A 15,968-nucleotide genomic window follows, 5' to 3' on the forward strand; every position below is an offset into this window, starting at 1 on the left:
ATATGAAAGATAATAAATCAGCTTCTTTATTTCAGAAGGAGCAAGTCATTGACAGCATAAAACAATCATTCGTGAAGTTGAATCCGCGAGTGATGATTAAGAATCCGATTATGTTCACGGTAGAGGTTTGTACAGCTATTATGTTCTTGGTGATGCTCTACTCTATCGTTAATGATTCACAAGACTCATTTATTTATAATTTATGGGTTTTCGTAATCCTGTTCATCACCTTGTTATTTGCTAATTTTGCTGAAGCTATTGCCGAAGCGCGCGGAAAAGCACAAGCCGATAGCCTGAGGAAGACTCGTGAGGAAACCCCTGCCAAATTGATTGTGAACGGGACTTTGAAAACTGTCAGTAGTTCCCGGTTAAAGAAAGGTGATATTTTTGTATGCGAGGCAGGAGATGTAATTCCTGCCGATGGCGAGATCATCGAAGGACTGGCGTCTATTGACGAAAGTGCCATCACAGGCGAATCCGCTCCTGTAATCCGTGAAGCAGGCGGTGACAAGAGTTCAGTAACAGGAGGTACAAAAGTATTGTCCGATCAGATAAAAGTAATGGTAAGCACCCAGCCGGGTGAAAGTTTCCTGGATAAGATGATTGCATTGGTGGAAGGCGCATCCCGCCAGAAAACACCGAATGAAATTGCATTGACTATCCTGTTGGCAGCATTTACATTGGTCTTTGTCATTGTGTGTATCACCCTTAAACCGTTTGCCGATTATACGGGAACTGTCATTACCATTGCTTCTTTTCTGTCCTTGTTTGTCTGCCTCATTCCTACCACTATCGGAGGATTGCTTTCGGCTATCGGTATCGCCGGGATGGATCGTGCTTTGCGTGCCAATGTCATAACCAAATCGGGTAAAGCAGTGGAAACAGCCGGAGACATAGATACGTTGCTTCTTGATAAAACAGGAACAATAACTATAGGAAACCGTAAAGCTACCCGTTTTTATCCGGCTCAGGGAGTGGATGAACATGCTTTCATCGAAGCCTGCCTGCTCTCATCTGTATCTGATGATACTCCGGAAGGCAAATCTATTATTGAACTGGGACGTGAATCGGGTTTACGGATGCGTAATTTGAATACCGATGGTGCTCATATGATAAAATTTACCGCCGAAACCAAATGCTCGGGTATTAACTTGAAGGATGGAACAGAAATCCGTAAAGGTGCATTTGATGCGATCCGCAAGATAGCTTTGTCTGCCGGAAACCCTTTCCCAAAAGAAACGGAAGATATCATTCAAACCATTACAAGTAATGGAGGTACTCCATTGGTGGTAAGTGTCAATAAGAAAATTGCCGGAGTAATAGAATTGCAGGATATCATAAAACCGGGTATTCAGGAACGTTTTGAACGTTTACGCAAGATGGGGGTAAAAACAGTCATGGTGACGGGAGATAACCCATTGACCGCCAAATATATTGCAGAGAAAGCCGGAGTAGACGACTTCATAGCCGAAGCTAAACCGGAGGATAAGATGGAGTATATCAAGAAAGAGCAGGCTGCCGGCAAACTGGTTGCCATGATGGGTGACGGAACAAATGATGCTCCTGCCCTTGCCCAAGCTAATGTGGGGGTTGCCATGAATAGCGGTACACAGGCTGCCAAGGAAGCAGGGAATATGGTGGATTTGGATAATGATCCTACCAAGCTGATAGAAATTGTTGAGATAGGTAAACAATTGCTGATGACACGTGGTACACTGACCACTTTCTCCATAGCCAATGATGTGGCCAAATATTTTGCCATTGTTCCTGCATTGTTCATGCTTTCCATTCCAGAACTGGCTGCATTGAATATTATGGGGTTGCATAGCCCTGAGAGTGCTATCTTATCTGCAGTTATATTCAATGCCATCATTATTCCTATTCTGATTCCGCTGGCATTGAAAGGAGTTCAATACAAACCGATAGGAGCTTCCGCCTTGCTTCGTCGTAATCTTTTGATATATGGCATAGGTGGTGTTATTGCTCCTTTTGTGGGTATTAAATTAATAGATTTAGTAGTAGGATTATTCTTTTAACAAGTAAATAACAATGAAAAATTTTATAAAGTCATTCAGACTTACTTTAGTCTTTTGTGTGTTTTTCTCAGTATGCTATATACTAGTCTTATGGATTTTCGCTCAATTTGCCGGACCTAATTCCGGCAATGCCGAGGTTGTGGAACTTAACGGAAAAGTGGTAGGTGCCGCCAATGTGGGACAATCATTTACGGAAGATATCTATTTCTGGGGACGTCCTTCATGTGCCGGAGATGGTTATGATGCAACCAGTTCGGCCGGTAGCAATAAAGGCCCTACCAATGCAGAATACTTGGCTGAAGTAGAAGCGCGGATTGATACATTTTTAAAGCATCATCCTTACTTGAGCCGTAAGGAAGTACCTGCCGAAATGGTCACAGCCAGCGGTTCCGGGCTGGATCCTGACATCACTCCGGCCTGCGCATACGTGCAGGTACAACGTGTGGCTAAAGCTCGCGGAATGAGTGAGGAAACTGTAAAAGCTATTGTAGATAAAGCTGTGGAAAAACCGTTTATGGGCATATTCGGTACAGAGAAGGTGAATGTATTAAAACTGAATGCTGCTTTAGAAAAGGCAAAATAATAAAAAATATATAGTCATTAAATTAGGAAGATGTGCGTCATGAAAAAGAGAAGTTTCCTGGATACCGAGAGTCTGTCGGCTCTAGAAGCTGTGGCTATCATTGTATTGTTCTTTGCTTTGATAACATGGATTCTTGATCTTTGACGTGCATCACCCTATTGAATGATGCATCTTGATTCAGAAAAACTCAAAATGGATATTTCCTTTCAGACAATAAGAAGGAAATAGTAGAAATATGTAAAACACGAATATTGATTAGTTTAATTTTTTAAGATGAAAAAGAATTTGAAAAAAGTGGTCTTGGTGCTGGCTCTACTGTTGCCTGGAGTGATAAAAGCACAAGAATTTAGCGTAACGGCTAAGGCGGATTTTGTAAGTGATTACATTTGGCGTGGCGCTTACCAGAATTCAGGATTTTCTGTACAGCCTACATTAGGATTATCTTACGGCAATCTTTCTTTGTCTGCTTGGGGGAGTCAGAGCCTGACCAAGACAGACGGTGCACAAGAGTTTGACATCAATTTGAGTTATACCATTGGCGGTTTAGGTATTACAGTGACCGACTATTGGTGGAATGGCATCACCATGCCCTACGGGGATTATAAACATGATCATCATTTTGAAGGAACATTAGCTTATAATTTCGGCGAGAACTTTCCTCTGACCTTGAGCTGGTCTACCATGTTTGCTGGAGGAGACGATAACAAAGACGGTGATCGTGCTTATTCCACTTATATCAATGCTTCTTATAATATTGCTTGCCCGGCAGAAATTACGCTCACTCCTTCCGTTGGTTTCACTCCCTGGAAAGGAATGTATGATGCTGATGGTGCTGCTTTTACAGATATTGCTTTAAAAGCTTCCAAGAACATTAATATTACAGATCATTTTTCTTTGCCTTTGTTTGTACAGGCTATTGTTTCGCCCTCATTTGACAAAACTTATCTGATAGCCGGATTAAGTATTGGGTTTTAAATGTGTATAAAAGGAAGTGTCAAAACGAAACCGGACTATCCAATCGTCAACTGTAGGGGCAGGGTTTGCCTGCCCGAAGACACAAAGCAAACTGTTTTCGGGCGAGCGAACCTCGCCCCTACGAACGAAACGACAGCATTATCCACGTTTTGACAACCCTTTTTTGTTGTATAGAGTGACTTATCCTTTTTTGAGTCTTGCCGGACGTGGTATTTTTGTTCAAAGAGTTACCACGTGGAGAATGGAGTATGGCAAAAACTAAAGATAGTTTTGTATCTCTTTAATGTTATTCAACTTAATAAAGTGGGAGTGCGTTACTTCTCCTTCATACTGTTCGTGTGCCCAAGTGACATGATGAGGTACATAGGCTGCATAACCTCCGAGTTCCAATATGGGAATAATATCCGACTTTATCGAGTTACCTATCATCAGTAAATTTTCTGCCTTACATCCTAAATTATCAAGCAATCTTTTATAATCCGCATTTTTCTTGTCGCTCATTATTTCTATGTGGTAAAAGTATTCTTGTAGTCCGGACGCAGAAATCTTTCTTTTTTGATCGAACAAATCACCTTTGGTGGCCAATACTAATTTATAATTTTCGTGCAAGGCTGATATGACTTCTTGCACACCGTCCAATAATGTGATTGGTCTTTGCAGAAGTTCCTGACCTGATCGGAGGATTTCTTTTACGAGATTGAGGTCTCCTTCTCCATTAGTAACTTTGCAAATGGTTTCAATCATGCAAAGCAGCATTCCTTTCAGTCCATAACCATAGATATGCAGATTTTTTATTTCTGTCTTGAACAATTCTTCTGATACGGAAGGAGCCGGTGAATATTTCCTCAGAAGATGACAAAATTTGTGTTCCAACTCTTGAAAATAAAGTTCATTTTCCCAAAGAGTGTCATCGGCATCAAAAGCGATAAATTCTATTTTATTTTTCATGTTTTATTATTAGAATAGGAAGAGAGAGCAATCATATCATAATGTATTGTTTTGTCCGTCTTTTACGTTCTGTATAAATTCGGCAACATTTCGTCCATCCACCAAGCCATGGTGGACACTGATGGATATAGGGAGCAAAAGTTTCTTTTTTTCTTGTATCAGCTTACCTGTAGAAATTTTGGGTATAGAATCTCCTGTTTGAATTGAACCGGCATGTTTCATCTCGGAAAAGGCAAACCAAGGCAGAGCCGAATAACGGATGACATCCGCTCTTGCTGTGTCCTTGGAAAAAGAAAGTCCGGTACTGTTTTTTACTCTATGTATTTCCTTTTCTGCATTTTCAATAAATAAGGAAAGATCTGTGTCATACTCAAAAAATCCAAAGCCAAAAGTTCCGTCCTCTCTTCCGATAGTGGGCGAAATATTGATTTTATCATATTCTACTACTTCTCCGTTTTCTATACGTAATTTGAATGCAGTAGTCGCATTGATACATTTCAATAGGAAGTGCACAGAATAAAGAAAAAAAGAAACTTCCATATTTTTACTTTGTTGATATATGCTTGTGAAATCAACAGTCGTGGTAATTCCCCAAAAAGGGTCATCGAGAGCCGAGAAGAATTTAAAATGCTCTTTTCTATTCCAATTGTCCAAGTTAATAACTCGCTTCATTTTCTATTTACTCTGTTTTTCTTTTATGTGTATTATTTCTGTTACAACTATTTTAACGATAAAACGTATTGTTGCAAATATACAAAAAGTATTTTAACAGAGATGTTCTTTGTTTGCTTTAAATCCATTTTATTATCTCCTGTTCTGTGTTAAAGTTAAGAATGGATAACAGCAACTATTTTAAAAGGTTATTCAGGACTGGTAATCAACTATATGTCTATTTTTGTTTATAAGGGAAAGAATTCTATTAAATTCATAAGTCAGTTTTTTGTGTGGATAACAATGTAGGTGATGGAATTGGCAATAAAGTATAAATCGCTATAAGGATAAAATAATATTTTATTTAATCAAAAACAAAAGCAACAAATACCTGTCGGGCAAATTTGTTGCTTCTGTTTATTCAGGAAGGTCACATGACAAAAGAGTCTTGTAATTGAGTTTGTTTTATTACATCAAATTTTTCTGATGGAATATCCAGAAAGGCTTTGCACAGTGTCATTAATGCCTTTTCTCTATCTTGTTCCCGTACCAGCACTGAAAGATTGTGAGTACTGCTGCCATATGAAATCATACATACCGGCATCTCTTTCAGCGTTTCTATAATTCTGGCTTCCAACCCTGTATGCTTTTCCCAATTTAGATCGCCAATAACGCTGACCACAGACATTTCTGTTTCCATTCCTATTTCCGCATACTTATGTAATTCACGATATATCAGGCGTAATGTGTCGTTGCTACATTTCACAGCCAATGAAACACTCACATTAGAGGAAGTCGCTAAATAGACAGGAACCTTATATTTCTCGAACACATCAAATACTTTGCCAATAAATAGATAAGAAGTAAGAACCCCCAACGAACGAAGTTTGACAAAGACCACACCTCTGCGTGAAACAGCAGCTTTTACTTTTGTTCCTGTTTTTTCTGATGATATCCGTAATGTATCTTCCGGTGTTTTTATCAATACAATGGCCATACCGGCAGTGCGCGCCAGCGGAATACATTCCGGATGAAGCAATGCAATGCCGCTATCAATAAAATTCTCGGCTTCACCGTATGTAAGAGTCCGAGTATGTTCCATACCTCGGAAACAAATTTCATCAGAACGTAAGGATGTTATAATTTCATCCGCATGGAATACAGCCCCGATAACAGTGGCATAATACTCATTTCCTATTTGTGGGAATAAATCCACTTCATCATATGCATTTTTACACAAACGGCTTTGGGTAATAAGAATGGGGACATCGGGACAGGCTTTCATCAGTTCTTCTACATTTTTTTTCACATACTTTATATCCGGTTTCCGATCAAGCCCTAGCCGCATGAAATGACATGAGTTCAAGATGAAGTTCTTTTTCGTACATTCTTCTAAATAATATGACAGAATAAGAGAGGATATCATTGCTCCGTGAGCCATAATCTCATGATCGTCAATGATGTTCGGATTTTCATTACATAAACGGGAAATTTGATCGATGTGTACTTTTATTTCTTTGGCAGCTTCTGCTTTCTGCATTTCGGAGGAAAGAAGATTGTCCAGCCAATTTCCACAATCATTCTCGAAATCCTGCAATTGATTCATAACCTTTTCGATATCGAGATGGAATAAAGAAATAGAAACAGCTTGCAGCTTTTGGGCAATGCCGGTAAAAGTGTCGAGCACTATAATAGAACGTTCGTTCATGCTAATTACTTCAGTCCGATGTTTCAGTTCGGTGGCAGATTTAATATTTTCTAAATTATATACTTTCATTTTTGTATTGCATTTTATTCTTTTGGAGTTTCTTTTTCATTTTAACAGGCAAATTTCCATATTGGAAAGCTATATTCTTACTAGTTTCATCTTTATTCGTTTGTTAATCAGTTGTTTCTTATTGTTTGCTCGCTACCTTTTCTATAAGTTGATAGCGTTATACTCTGTATAAATCAAAATCGATGCCATTGCAAAAATTGCACTTTTATCTTTCGGCTATTTCATTTCCCATTTTAGAAAAAAGGCTTTCATATTGAAAAAGTATAAACTAATTGACAAGTATATACCATATTGATAATAAGACATTTAAGTTGATGGTATGACTTTTGTCATCTAACTGAAAAAAAGAATTATATAAAAATGAAATTGTATATCATATCAAACAGACTGCCCGTGAAGGCTGTCGCAGAACAAGATACCTTTGTTTTCTCACGTAGTGAAGGAGGTCTGACAACGGGCCTAAATTCCCTACAAGGCAATTACGAGAAACATTGGGTGGGGTGGCCCGGAATCTGTACAGACAAAGAGGAAGAAAAACAGGATATCTGTCACCGGTTGGAGGAAATGAATCTCCATCCCATATTTTTATCCCATGAGCAATATAAGAACTATTATGAGGGATACAGTAACAGTACCCTGTGGCCTTTATGTCACTATTTCTTTGCCTATACATTATATAGAAAGAGTTTCTGGCAATCTTACCAAGAGGTTAACACTTTGTTTTGTCGGGAAATCATCCGCCTTGTGGAACCGGATGATTGGGTCTGGGTACAAGATTATCAGTTGATGTTACTTCCGGAAATGCTCCGCCAAGAGCTTCCCCGGTTGCATATCGGCTATTTTCATCACATTCCGTTTCCATCTTATGAGTTATTCCGAATTCTGCCTGAACGTGCCGAAATACTGAAAGGATTGTTAGGAGCCGATTTTATCGCATTTCATACACATGACTATATGCGTCATTTCATCAGCGCGGCCGAACGGGTACTCCATATGGATTTCAGTTTGGATGAAACCCGGATAGGCAGTCGCATTGTGCGCGTTGATGCACTTCCGATGGGGATAAATTATGACCTTTACCACAATGTGTCACAACAAAAAAATGTTTGGAAAGCTATAGAACGAACCCGTCTCTTGTTTGGCAAACATAAACTTATCCTATCGGTAGACCGTTTGGATTATAGTAAAGGTATTTTGCACCGTCTTTATGGATTTGCCTCTTTTTTGGAACACCATCCCGAATATCATGGCAAGGTAACACTGGCTATGGTCATAGTTCCTTCACGTGATCATGTAGGCAGTTATGCCGAATTGAAAACCCGGATTGACGAGGAAATAGGTTCTATCAACGGACGATATTCTACAATGAACTGGACTCCGGTCTGCTATTTTTATCATGGTTTCTCATTCGAAGAATTGGCTGCCATGTATTTTATAGCTGATATTGCATTAGTCACTCCTTTGCGTGACGGAATGAACCTGGTTGCCAAAGAGTATGTTGCTGTCAAGCAAGACAATCCCGGTGTATTGGTCTTAAGTGAAATGGCCGGTGCCGCTGTGGAACTGACCGACGCCTTGCTGGTTAATCCCAATGATACGGAGCAGATAGAAAATGCCATTTGCCGGGCATTGGAAATGCCGTTTGAAGAACAGAAAGAACGAATGCACCGTATGCAGTCTATTGTATCCGTACAGACTGTCAATAAATGGGCTGCCGATTTTGTAAATGAATGGCAGGAAGTGGCACACAAAAACAAAACCATGCTTCTTAAGAAGATAGGATCACAGAATATGCAGGAAATTCAGCATCAATACTTACATGCTAAAAAGCGTTTGATTTTATTGGATTATGACGGGACGCTGGTTCCTTTTCAGAAAAGGCCGGAAGATGCCTCTCCTACTCCGCAATTGCTGGATACATTGCAGAAACTGACTGCCGACCCCTTGAATCATGTGGTAATAAACAGCGGACGTGACCATTTTACTTTAGAGAAATGGTTGGGTGCACTACCTATTTCCTTTGCAGCCGAACATGGGGCCTTTTATAAAGAGAATGGTGTATGGCACAAGAATGTACACGCGCAGGAATGGAGCCCCGGATTACTTTCTATATTAAAATTATTTGTCAGCAAGACTCCTCGCTCCCATCTTGAAGTCAAAGAAACGGCACTTGCCTGGCATTATCGTGAGACCGATGCATGGTTGGGCAGATTACGTGCGCAACAGTTGGTCAATTCCTTGATATCTATTTGCTTGAAACAGAATTTGCAAATCATGCAAGGTAATAAGGTGATAGAAATAAAATCTCCCGAATTTACCAAAGGTTCAGAAGTAAACAGGCTTTTGCTTGCCACCCGATATGATTTTATCCTGGCAATGGGAGATGATACCACGGATGATGATATGTTTAAAGCCCTGCCTGTTACTGCTGTGACTGTAAAGATTGGTACAGCATCCGAGAGTGCACGTTACAATCTGCCCGTACAGACAGATACCTTGCCGTTTTTACAACGGATGACAGATAAAAGCGTGGTGAAAGCAGCCTTGAAAAGTTGTTTGAAAGGGCAGCTATCATCGGCTATAGATTTTTTAAAACGGATAATAAACCACTAACATTACAAAAAAAATAACCATGGACAATTTAAATTACGGTGTAATCGGTAATTGCTGCACAGCCGCACTGATTTCCGAAAAAGGAAGTATTGAATGGCTATGTTTTCCAAATTTTGATTCACCTTCTATTTTTGCAGCTCTTCTGGATCGTGAAAAAGGCGGGACTTTTGGTTTTGAAGTTTCAGAAGACTATCACACCATCCAATCGTATGTTCCCCATACCAATATTCTTTCCACTACTTTTGTGTCAGAGCAAGACGAATTTGCGGTAGTCGACTTTATGCCTTGTTATGAGTTATATGATAATAAGGAATATTATCGTCCGGCTGAGGTCTATCGTTATATTCACTGGATTAAAGGTCGTCCCCGCATTAAAGTCAATTACCATCCGGCTCCCGACTATGCTCGTGGAAAAGCATTTTTTAATGTAACTTCCCGGTATATTGAAACCTATTCTTCTTCTAACAACAAGGACAGACAATATCTGTATTCCTCTTTGCCGTTGCAAGGTATTGTAGACCATCAGGAATTTATATTAGAGCAAGATGAATTTTTTCTTCTGTCATACAATGAAAAGGTGATTCCTGTTGATATAGAGCGTGAGAAACTGGAGTATTGCCGCACGTTGGTTTATTGGTTGAACTGGACGGATCGTACAAGAAAGTTCACTATTTACAACGATATAATAGAGCGTAGCTTACTCACCCTGAAGATGATGTCCTTTTATAATGGCGCGGTATTAGCTTCTCTTACTACCAGCCTGCCCGAAGCTGTGGGAGAAGTACGCAATTGGGATTATCGTTTTTGTTGGTTGCGGGATGCCTCCATGTCCATAGAGACTCTTTTCAAGATAGGTCATGCCGATGCAGCCCGCAAATTCATGAAATTCATACAATCTACTTTTGTTGCCGAGCATGACACTTATCAAATAATGTATGGCATTCGTGGGGAAAGGAAATTGACTGAAGTTATACTCGACCATCTTTCAGGATATAAAAACTCCCAACCGGTGCGTATCGGCAATGATGCTTATCATCAAAGGCAGAATGATTCATTCGGCTATCTGATGGACTTGATTTACCAATATTACCGGTTGATGCCAGGTACATTGGATGAAATAGAAGATATGTGGGAAATGGTGAAAAGTATTATGACGACTGTGATGGAAGATTGGAGAAAGCCTGATAAAGGAATTTGGGAGATACGGGGCGAAGGACAGCATTTCGTTTCGTCCAAAGTGATGTGTTGGGTTGCTTTGGACAGAGGAGCCCGCATAGCCCGTATTCTGAATAAATATGAGAATAGCCGACGTTGGGAAGAAGAAGCTGATGCAATTAAAGCGGATGTTATGAGAAACGGATGGAAGGAAGAAATACAAAGTTTTTCACAAGCATACGGCAATCTGGATTTGGACTCTTCTTTACTGTTAATGGAACCTTATGGATTTATAGATGCTGATGATATTCGTTATCATAAAACAGTGAAAGCCGTCAAGCAATCCTTATTACACAAAGGATTGATGTACCGCTATAATACTCATGATGATTTTGGCTGTCCTTCTTCGGCCTTTACCATCTGTACATTTTGGCTGATTCGTGCACTTTATGTCATCGGGGAAAAAGACGAAGCACGCTGTCTGTTCGATGAAATTTTGCAATATTCAAACCATTTGGGTCTGTTCAGTGAAGATATTGATTTCGAAACAAAAGAACAATTGGGTAATTTCCCACAAGCTTATTCTCATCTGGCACTGGTAAATACTGCTGTGTTATTTGCGGAAGAAGATAAAAGGCTAATCTTTAAATAAGGAAAAATTTGGAGAAGGACTGATAATCCGGTATCTTCGTACAATTAAAATCAGGAAAATGCGTATAACAAAAAAACGGAGCCCAAGGTTAATCTTGCAGTCTTTAGTAAAAAACGGATGTCCATATATTATTATATGTATATGGTGTGTGTTGTCTGGCGGATGTGTTCAGAATAAATCCCAAGATTCATTGAAAACATTAAAAACAGAAATTCGACATATTATTAAAGATAAGAAAGCAACTATAGGAGTGGCTTTGATACTGGATGGAGAAGATACGCTGGCCATAAATAATGCCGAAAAATATCCCATGATGAGCGTTTATAAGTTTCATCAGGCATTGGCTGTATGTGATTACCTGCAAAAACGGCATATTCCACTTTCCACTTCCCTATATCTTGATAAAAAATATTTCAAACCGGATACATATAGCCCTTTGCGTGATAAATATCCCCAAGGCAATTTAGAACTTCCGATTAGTGAACTTTTAGTTTATACAATGCAGTCAAGTGACAATGTAGCCTGTGATATCTTATTCGATTATATAGGTGGTGTAAACGTGGTGGATGAATACATTCATTCATTGGGAATAAACGATGTTTCCATAACTGCTACCGAAGATGAGATGCATCAAGACATGGATGATTGTTACAAAAACTGGACAACACCAATGGAAGCAGCCAATCTATTGGAACTTTTTATGACTCAAGATTTCATGAGAAATGAATATACAGATTTTCTAAAGCATATTATGATAGAGTGTGGGACAGGCAAAGACAGACTGCCTGCTCCCCTTCCCGAAAGTGAAGTCAAGATAGGACATAAGACAGGAACTTCCGATAAGAATGACCGGGGAGAATACATTGGCATCAATGACATTGGCTTTGTAATTCTACCTGATGGAAGCCGATACGTAGTAGCTGTATTTGTCAAAGACTCAAAAGAAAATATGGAAACGAATGCTAAAATAATCTCTGATATTTCGGCTGCTGTTTACCGATATGCCGGGAATCGTTAAAATAGTGCTGTTTTGCACTATCTATAAAGACAAGAATGTTATAAATATAATATTATGGATTATCACATCATTAAAATATCTAGAAATAAAAAGCAATATCTGGACTTATTATTGCTTGGGGATGAACAGGAAACAATGATAGACCGGTATCTGGAGCGTGGTGACTTGTTTGTATTGGAAGATAATGGGATAAAAGCCGTGGGCGTTGTAACAAAAGAAGGTCCGGAAATTTGTGAATTGAAGAATATAGCGGTTACCCCTATTGCCCAGCGACAAGGATATGGTAGAAAACTAATAAACTACCTGATAAACCATTATTCAAAAGAATATACTCAGATGATAGTGGGAACAGGAGACGTTCCCGGTGTTCTTGCATTTTATAAAAGTTGCGGCTTTGAATATTCTCATTGTATAAAAGGTTTTTTCACGGAGAACTACGATCATCCCATTATTGACAATGGGATTTTACTAAAAGATATGATTTATTTGAAACGTAAAATAGGTTTTTAAAAGAGTGGAAAAAGATCAAATACTGAAATATCTCCTAAATTTAAACATTGTTTTCTATCGTTTTTCAATGAAATAGGTGTATCTTTGCACTATGTTAAAAACTCGTATATCGGATTTGGTGTCGTAAACAATCTGTTCTCATAAATAGATTGTTTATTCGTGTATTCTCGGGATATTTTTTCGAGAGCAATTTCATATTACTATAATTTTATTTTTTAATTACACAGGGAGTATGGCTATGCTTTCAGTGTATGTTTAATATATTACGATAATGAATAATGACAACAATACAATTCTAGGATTCGATGTAAATTTGATTTGTGATTTTTTCTTAAATACGGAGCGACAAGGACCCGGAAGTCCCGAAGTAACTCTTAAAGCATTAAGCTTTATAGATAATCTTACCGACAAATCCCTTATTGCCGATCTCGGCTGTGGAACAGGGGGGCAGACAATGATCTTGGCACAACATGCGCCGGGGAAGATTACAGGCATCGACTTTTTCCCGGGATTCATTGAACGTTTCAACAAGAATGCCGAGAAACTGAATCTCCAGAATAGGGTGAAAGGCATAGTCGGTTCGATGGATGACCTTTCTTTTGAAAAGGACTCTTTGGACTTGATCTGGTCGGAAGGAGCCATTTATAATATTGGTTTTGAACGAGGCTTGAAAGAGTGGCGCAACTATTTGAAACCGGGAGGATACCTTGCCGTTTCTGAAAGTGTCTGGTTTACCGATCAACGCCCGGCAGAAATTCATGATTTCTGGATGAGTGCTTATACGGAAATAGATACGGTTCCCAACAAAGTAGCCCAGATACAAAAAGCAGGATATATTCCGGTTGCGACATTCATTCTTCCGGAGAATTGCTGGATAGAACATTATTTTGCTCCTCAAGCTAAAGCCGAGGAAATATTCAGAAGAAAACATGCAGGAAGCAGAATCGTAGAAGAATTGATAACATCCAATCATCATGAGGCTGAGCTATATAGTAAGTATAAAGCATATTATGGCTATGCATTCTTTATCGCAAAAAAGATTCATCCTTTTCAAAGTTAGTGGATGAAGTAAAGAAGCATAAAGCGAATTTCTAAAATATTTTTCAAGCAGTGCAGGTGTTTGTTCAAGGGGGCATCTGCACTGCTTATTCTTTGAATGACCTATTTTATTTTTCGGAAGCCATTTCTTGTAAAAATACAAATCAGATAGGAAGGTGTTTAATCCATCATACATGTTTGCGTCATAAATCAAATGGCAACTGCAATAAAGATAGGTAATTTTGCCGGAACATGCATAAGAAGGCTGTTTTTTTGCTTCATCAATTCACAACTACAAACTTTTTATCTTTCCTGTAATAGAAGTCGAAGAGTTTTTTATAGTTTTGCATCAGAACATGAATGTTTCTAAAAGAAAAGATAAAAAGAATACTGAATAGGCAGCCCGAAATGATGAAATCTTCCACCCCCCTCTATACCTTTTATAAAAACAAATATGGCAGTGAATTGCTGATAGACATCGTGGCACTGAAAGATATAAAGAAATATCTGGCCGGGAAAGCAGTTCATACGCTGACTTATTATGATATTACTTTTATAACAGAGGGAGAAGGACGTTTTGTTATCGGTCATCAGACTTACAATGCAGTCTCCCGTGATGTCTTTTTTTCGCGGCCGGGAGAAATCCGCAGTTGGGAGATTAATTGTATAAAGAATGGTTATGCTTTGATTTTTGAAGATGAATTTCTTTCATCGTTCTTTAAAGATACGCAGTTTGTGCAACACCTCTCCTATTTTCATCCCGGAGAAACTTCGCTGAAACTACAGTTGCCCGAAGAACTTTATATCCGTATGCTCCAACTTTTACAGCATATCAAAAAAGAAATTGATACCTATCAGCCTGGCAATGTGCACATGCTGAGGGCACTTCTGTATGAAGCCCTTATGTTATTGGATCGTTGCTATCAAAAAACTCTTTCTGCCATCGGAAACGAAACCCTAACCGGTTCCAAAGAAAACAACAGTCCTTACATCGAGCGGTTTATAAAACTGGTGGAAGAGAACTTGAAAGAGCAGCATTCCGTGCAATTTTATGCCGACTGCCTTTGCATTACTCCCAATTATCTGAATGAACTGGTTCACTCTGTCCTGTATACCAGTGCCAAGCAATACATCCGTAACAAAGTGATGAACGAAGCCCGTAAACTGTTGGCATACACAGATATTCCCGTTTCGGAAATAGCACTCAGCCTTCATTTTTCCACTGTTTCTTACTTCATCCGCAGCTTCCGGCAACATACCGGAAAGACTCCTTTTAATTATCGTCGTGAGCAACAACCATGAAAAGTGATATTTCTCCCATGAAATGTATGGCATCCTTTTTCCGGTTTTTACCTATCTTTACATCTTCATAATCAATTAAATAATCAAGAACATGAAAGATGCAGAAAAGACAATCGGTAACATGATTGACAAACAAACCGTTTCATTTATCGCTTCCATAGATGAGGACGGATTTCCTAACATGAAGGCGATGTTGCAACCACGTAAGCGTGAAGGTATCAAGATCATTTATTTTACTACAAACACTTCTTCCATGCGTGTGGTACAATACAGGAAGAACGACCACGCATCTGTTTATTTTTGTGACAGGCGTTTTTTTCGTGGTGTCATGCTGCGTGGCACGATGGAAGTTCTGACTGATAGCGCCAGCAAGGAAATGATTTGGCGTGAGGGGGATACAATGTATTATCCGGAAGGGGTAACGGACCCGGATTATTGTGTATTGAAATTTACAGCTTTCTCTGGAAGGTTTTACAGTGAATTCAAATCGGAAGATTTCTTGGTGGAATAAGAAACAGGCTTTTTCCTATACATCGGTTTGCAACATCCCATCAGGAAATGAACGTCCGTTTTCGGAAAACGAGCGTCTGTTTTCCTGAAATGAATGTCCGTTTTATAAAAACGGATGCCTGTTTTTCCGGGTTCACCTGTAAAAGTATCGGGTTACCCTTTCATGGGGCGAGAAGTTTTTCAGTCCGCAAGCGGGTAAA

Annotated in this window: 13 protein-coding genes and 1 pseudogene; 10 read left to right on the forward strand and 4 right to left on the reverse strand. The window is 39.2% G+C overall.

Translation table 11 applies throughout. From position 1 onward, the window contains the following. Positions 1-2 precede the first annotated feature (2 nt). The 3 genes from kdpB (at position 3) to RE317_RS14770 (ending at position 3,594) form a co-directional block, all read left to right on the forward strand. Complete coding sequence (gene kdpB / locus RE317_RS14760; protein WP_008669029.1) at positions 3-2,036, forward strand: potassium-transporting ATPase subunit KdpB; 2,034 nt, start codon at positions 3-5, stop codon at positions 2,034-2,036. Positions 2,037-2,049: 13 nt separating this feature from the next. Further along, complete coding sequence (locus RE317_RS14765) at positions 2,050-2,619, forward strand: K(+)-transporting ATPase subunit C (protein ID WP_005841242.1); 570 nt, start codon at positions 2,050-2,052, stop codon at positions 2,617-2,619. Positions 2,620-2,892: 273 nt separating this feature from the next. Next, a complete protein-coding gene (locus RE317_RS14770) occupies positions 2,893-3,594 on the forward strand; it encodes a hypothetical protein (protein WP_008669032.1) in 702 nt (233 codons plus the stop codon). A gap of 258 nt (positions 3,595-3,852) precedes the next feature. Here RE317_RS14770 and RE317_RS14775 read toward each other — a convergent pair whose 3' ends face one another. From RE317_RS14775 to RE317_RS14785, 3 genes are all read right to left on the reverse strand, one after another. Next, positions 3,853-4,542, reverse strand: coding sequence for an HAD family hydrolase (locus RE317_RS14775; protein ID WP_008669033.1), 690 nt, complete (start codon positions 4,540-4,542; stop codon positions 3,853-3,855). 36 nt (positions 4,543-4,578) lie between these two features. Then, positions 4,579-5,214 carry a chloramphenicol acetyltransferase gene (locus RE317_RS14780; RefSeq protein ID WP_005938547.1) on the reverse strand — a complete coding sequence of 212 codons (636 nt, stop codon included), beginning with the start codon at positions 5,212-5,214 and terminating at the stop codon, positions 4,579-4,581. A gap of 409 nt (positions 5,215-5,623) precedes the next feature. Then, positions 5,624-6,970 (reverse strand): aspartate kinase, encoded by a 1,347-nt coding sequence (locus RE317_RS14785; protein WP_008669036.1) that lies wholly within the window; start codon positions 6,968-6,970, stop codon positions 5,624-5,626. A 360-nt stretch (positions 6,971-7,330) separates the two neighbouring features. On the opposite strand from RE317_RS14785, the gene RE317_RS14790 reads away from it, so the two are divergent. The 5 genes from RE317_RS14790 (at position 7,331) to RE317_RS14810 (ending at position 13,978) form a co-directional block, all read left to right on the forward strand. Next, positions 7,331-9,583, forward strand: coding sequence for a bifunctional alpha,alpha-trehalose-phosphate synthase (UDP-forming)/trehalose-phosphatase (locus tag RE317_RS14790; RefSeq protein ID WP_008669037.1), 2,253 nt, complete (start codon positions 7,331-7,333; stop codon positions 9,581-9,583). Between the two features lie 19 nt (positions 9,584-9,602). After that, complete coding sequence (locus RE317_RS14795; protein ID WP_008669039.1) at positions 9,603-11,390, forward strand: glycoside hydrolase family 15 protein; 1,788 nt, start codon at positions 9,603-9,605, stop codon at positions 11,388-11,390. 58 nt (positions 11,391-11,448) lie between these two features. After that, positions 11,449-12,408, forward strand: coding sequence for a class A beta-lactamase, subclass A2 (gene bla / locus RE317_RS14800; RefSeq protein ID WP_005852454.1), 960 nt, complete (start codon positions 11,449-11,451; stop codon positions 12,406-12,408). A 54-nt stretch (positions 12,409-12,462) separates the two neighbouring features. Further along, the gene (locus RE317_RS14805; protein WP_008669040.1) at positions 12,463-12,918 is read left to right on the forward strand and encodes a GNAT family N-acetyltransferase; all 456 of its coding nucleotides are present in this window, start codon (positions 12,463-12,465) and stop codon (positions 12,916-12,918) included. A 271-nt stretch (positions 12,919-13,189) separates the two neighbouring features. Next, a complete protein-coding gene (locus RE317_RS14810) occupies positions 13,190-13,978 on the forward strand; it encodes a class I SAM-dependent methyltransferase (RefSeq protein ID WP_008669041.1) in 789 nt (262 codons plus the stop codon). 105 nt (positions 13,979-14,083) lie between these two features. On the opposite strand, the pseudogene RE317_RS14815 reads toward RE317_RS14810, so the two are convergent. Continuing rightward, positions 14,084-14,152: pseudogene (locus RE317_RS14815) on the reverse strand (methyltransferase); the annotation flags it as partial. 215 nt (positions 14,153-14,367) lie between these two features. Between RE317_RS14815 and RE317_RS14820 the strand changes: the two are divergent. Together RE317_RS14820 and RE317_RS14825 are read left to right on the forward strand one after the other, a co-directional pair. Then, the gene (locus RE317_RS14820; protein ID WP_032939432.1) at positions 14,368-15,258 is read left to right on the forward strand and encodes an AraC family transcriptional regulator; all 891 of its coding nucleotides are present in this window, start codon (positions 14,368-14,370) and stop codon (positions 15,256-15,258) included. A 91-nt stretch (positions 15,259-15,349) separates the two neighbouring features. Further along, positions 15,350-15,769: a pyridoxamine 5'-phosphate oxidase family protein gene (locus tag RE317_RS14825; RefSeq protein ID WP_005852446.1), complete on the forward strand. Its 420-nt coding sequence runs from the start codon at positions 15,350-15,352 to the stop codon at positions 15,767-15,769. The last annotated feature ends 199 nt before the right edge of the window (positions 15,770-15,968 follow it).

This window comes from Phocaeicola sp. GP0067 (genome assembly GCF_031119655.1).
Taxonomy (GTDB): Bacteria; Bacteroidota; Bacteroidia; order Bacteroidales; family Bacteroidaceae; genus Phocaeicola; species Phocaeicola vulgatus.

Coding starts and splice junctions, on each gene's coding strand:
- kdpB (WP_008669029.1), top strand. CDS start 3: ATGAAAGATAATAAATCAGCTTCTTTATTTCAGAAGGAGCAAGTCATT.
- RE317_RS14765 (WP_005841242.1), top strand. CDS start 2,050: ATGAAAAATTTTATAAAGTCATTCAGACTTACTTTAGTCTTTTGTGTG.
- RE317_RS14770 (WP_008669032.1), top strand. CDS start 2,893: ATGAAAAAGAATTTGAAAAAAGTGGTCTTGGTGCTGGCTCTACTGTTG.
- RE317_RS14775 (WP_008669033.1), bottom strand. CDS start 4,542: ATGAAAAATAAAATAGAATTTATCGCTTTTGATGCCGATGACACTCTT.
- RE317_RS14780 (WP_005938547.1), bottom strand. CDS start 5,214: ATGAAGCGAGTTATTAACTTGGACAATTGGAATAGAAAAGAGCATTTT.
- RE317_RS14785 (WP_008669036.1), bottom strand. CDS start 6,970: ATGAAAGTATATAATTTAGAAAATATTAAATCTGCCACCGAACTGAAA.
- RE317_RS14790 (WP_008669037.1), top strand. CDS start 7,331: ATGAAATTGTATATCATATCAAACAGACTGCCCGTGAAGGCTGTCGCA.
- RE317_RS14795 (WP_008669039.1), top strand. CDS start 9,603: ATGGACAATTTAAATTACGGTGTAATCGGTAATTGCTGCACAGCCGCA.
- bla (WP_005852454.1), top strand. CDS start 11,449: ATGCGTATAACAAAAAAACGGAGCCCAAGGTTAATCTTGCAGTCTTTA.
- RE317_RS14805 (WP_008669040.1), top strand. CDS start 12,463: ATGGATTATCACATCATTAAAATATCTAGAAATAAAAAGCAATATCTG.
- RE317_RS14810 (WP_008669041.1), top strand. CDS start 13,190: ATGAATAATGACAACAATACAATTCTAGGATTCGATGTAAATTTGATT.
- RE317_RS14820 (WP_032939432.1), top strand. CDS start 14,368: ATGAAATCTTCCACCCCCCTCTATACCTTTTATAAAAACAAATATGGC.
- RE317_RS14825 (WP_005852446.1), top strand. CDS start 15,350: ATGAAAGATGCAGAAAAGACAATCGGTAACATGATTGACAAACAAACC.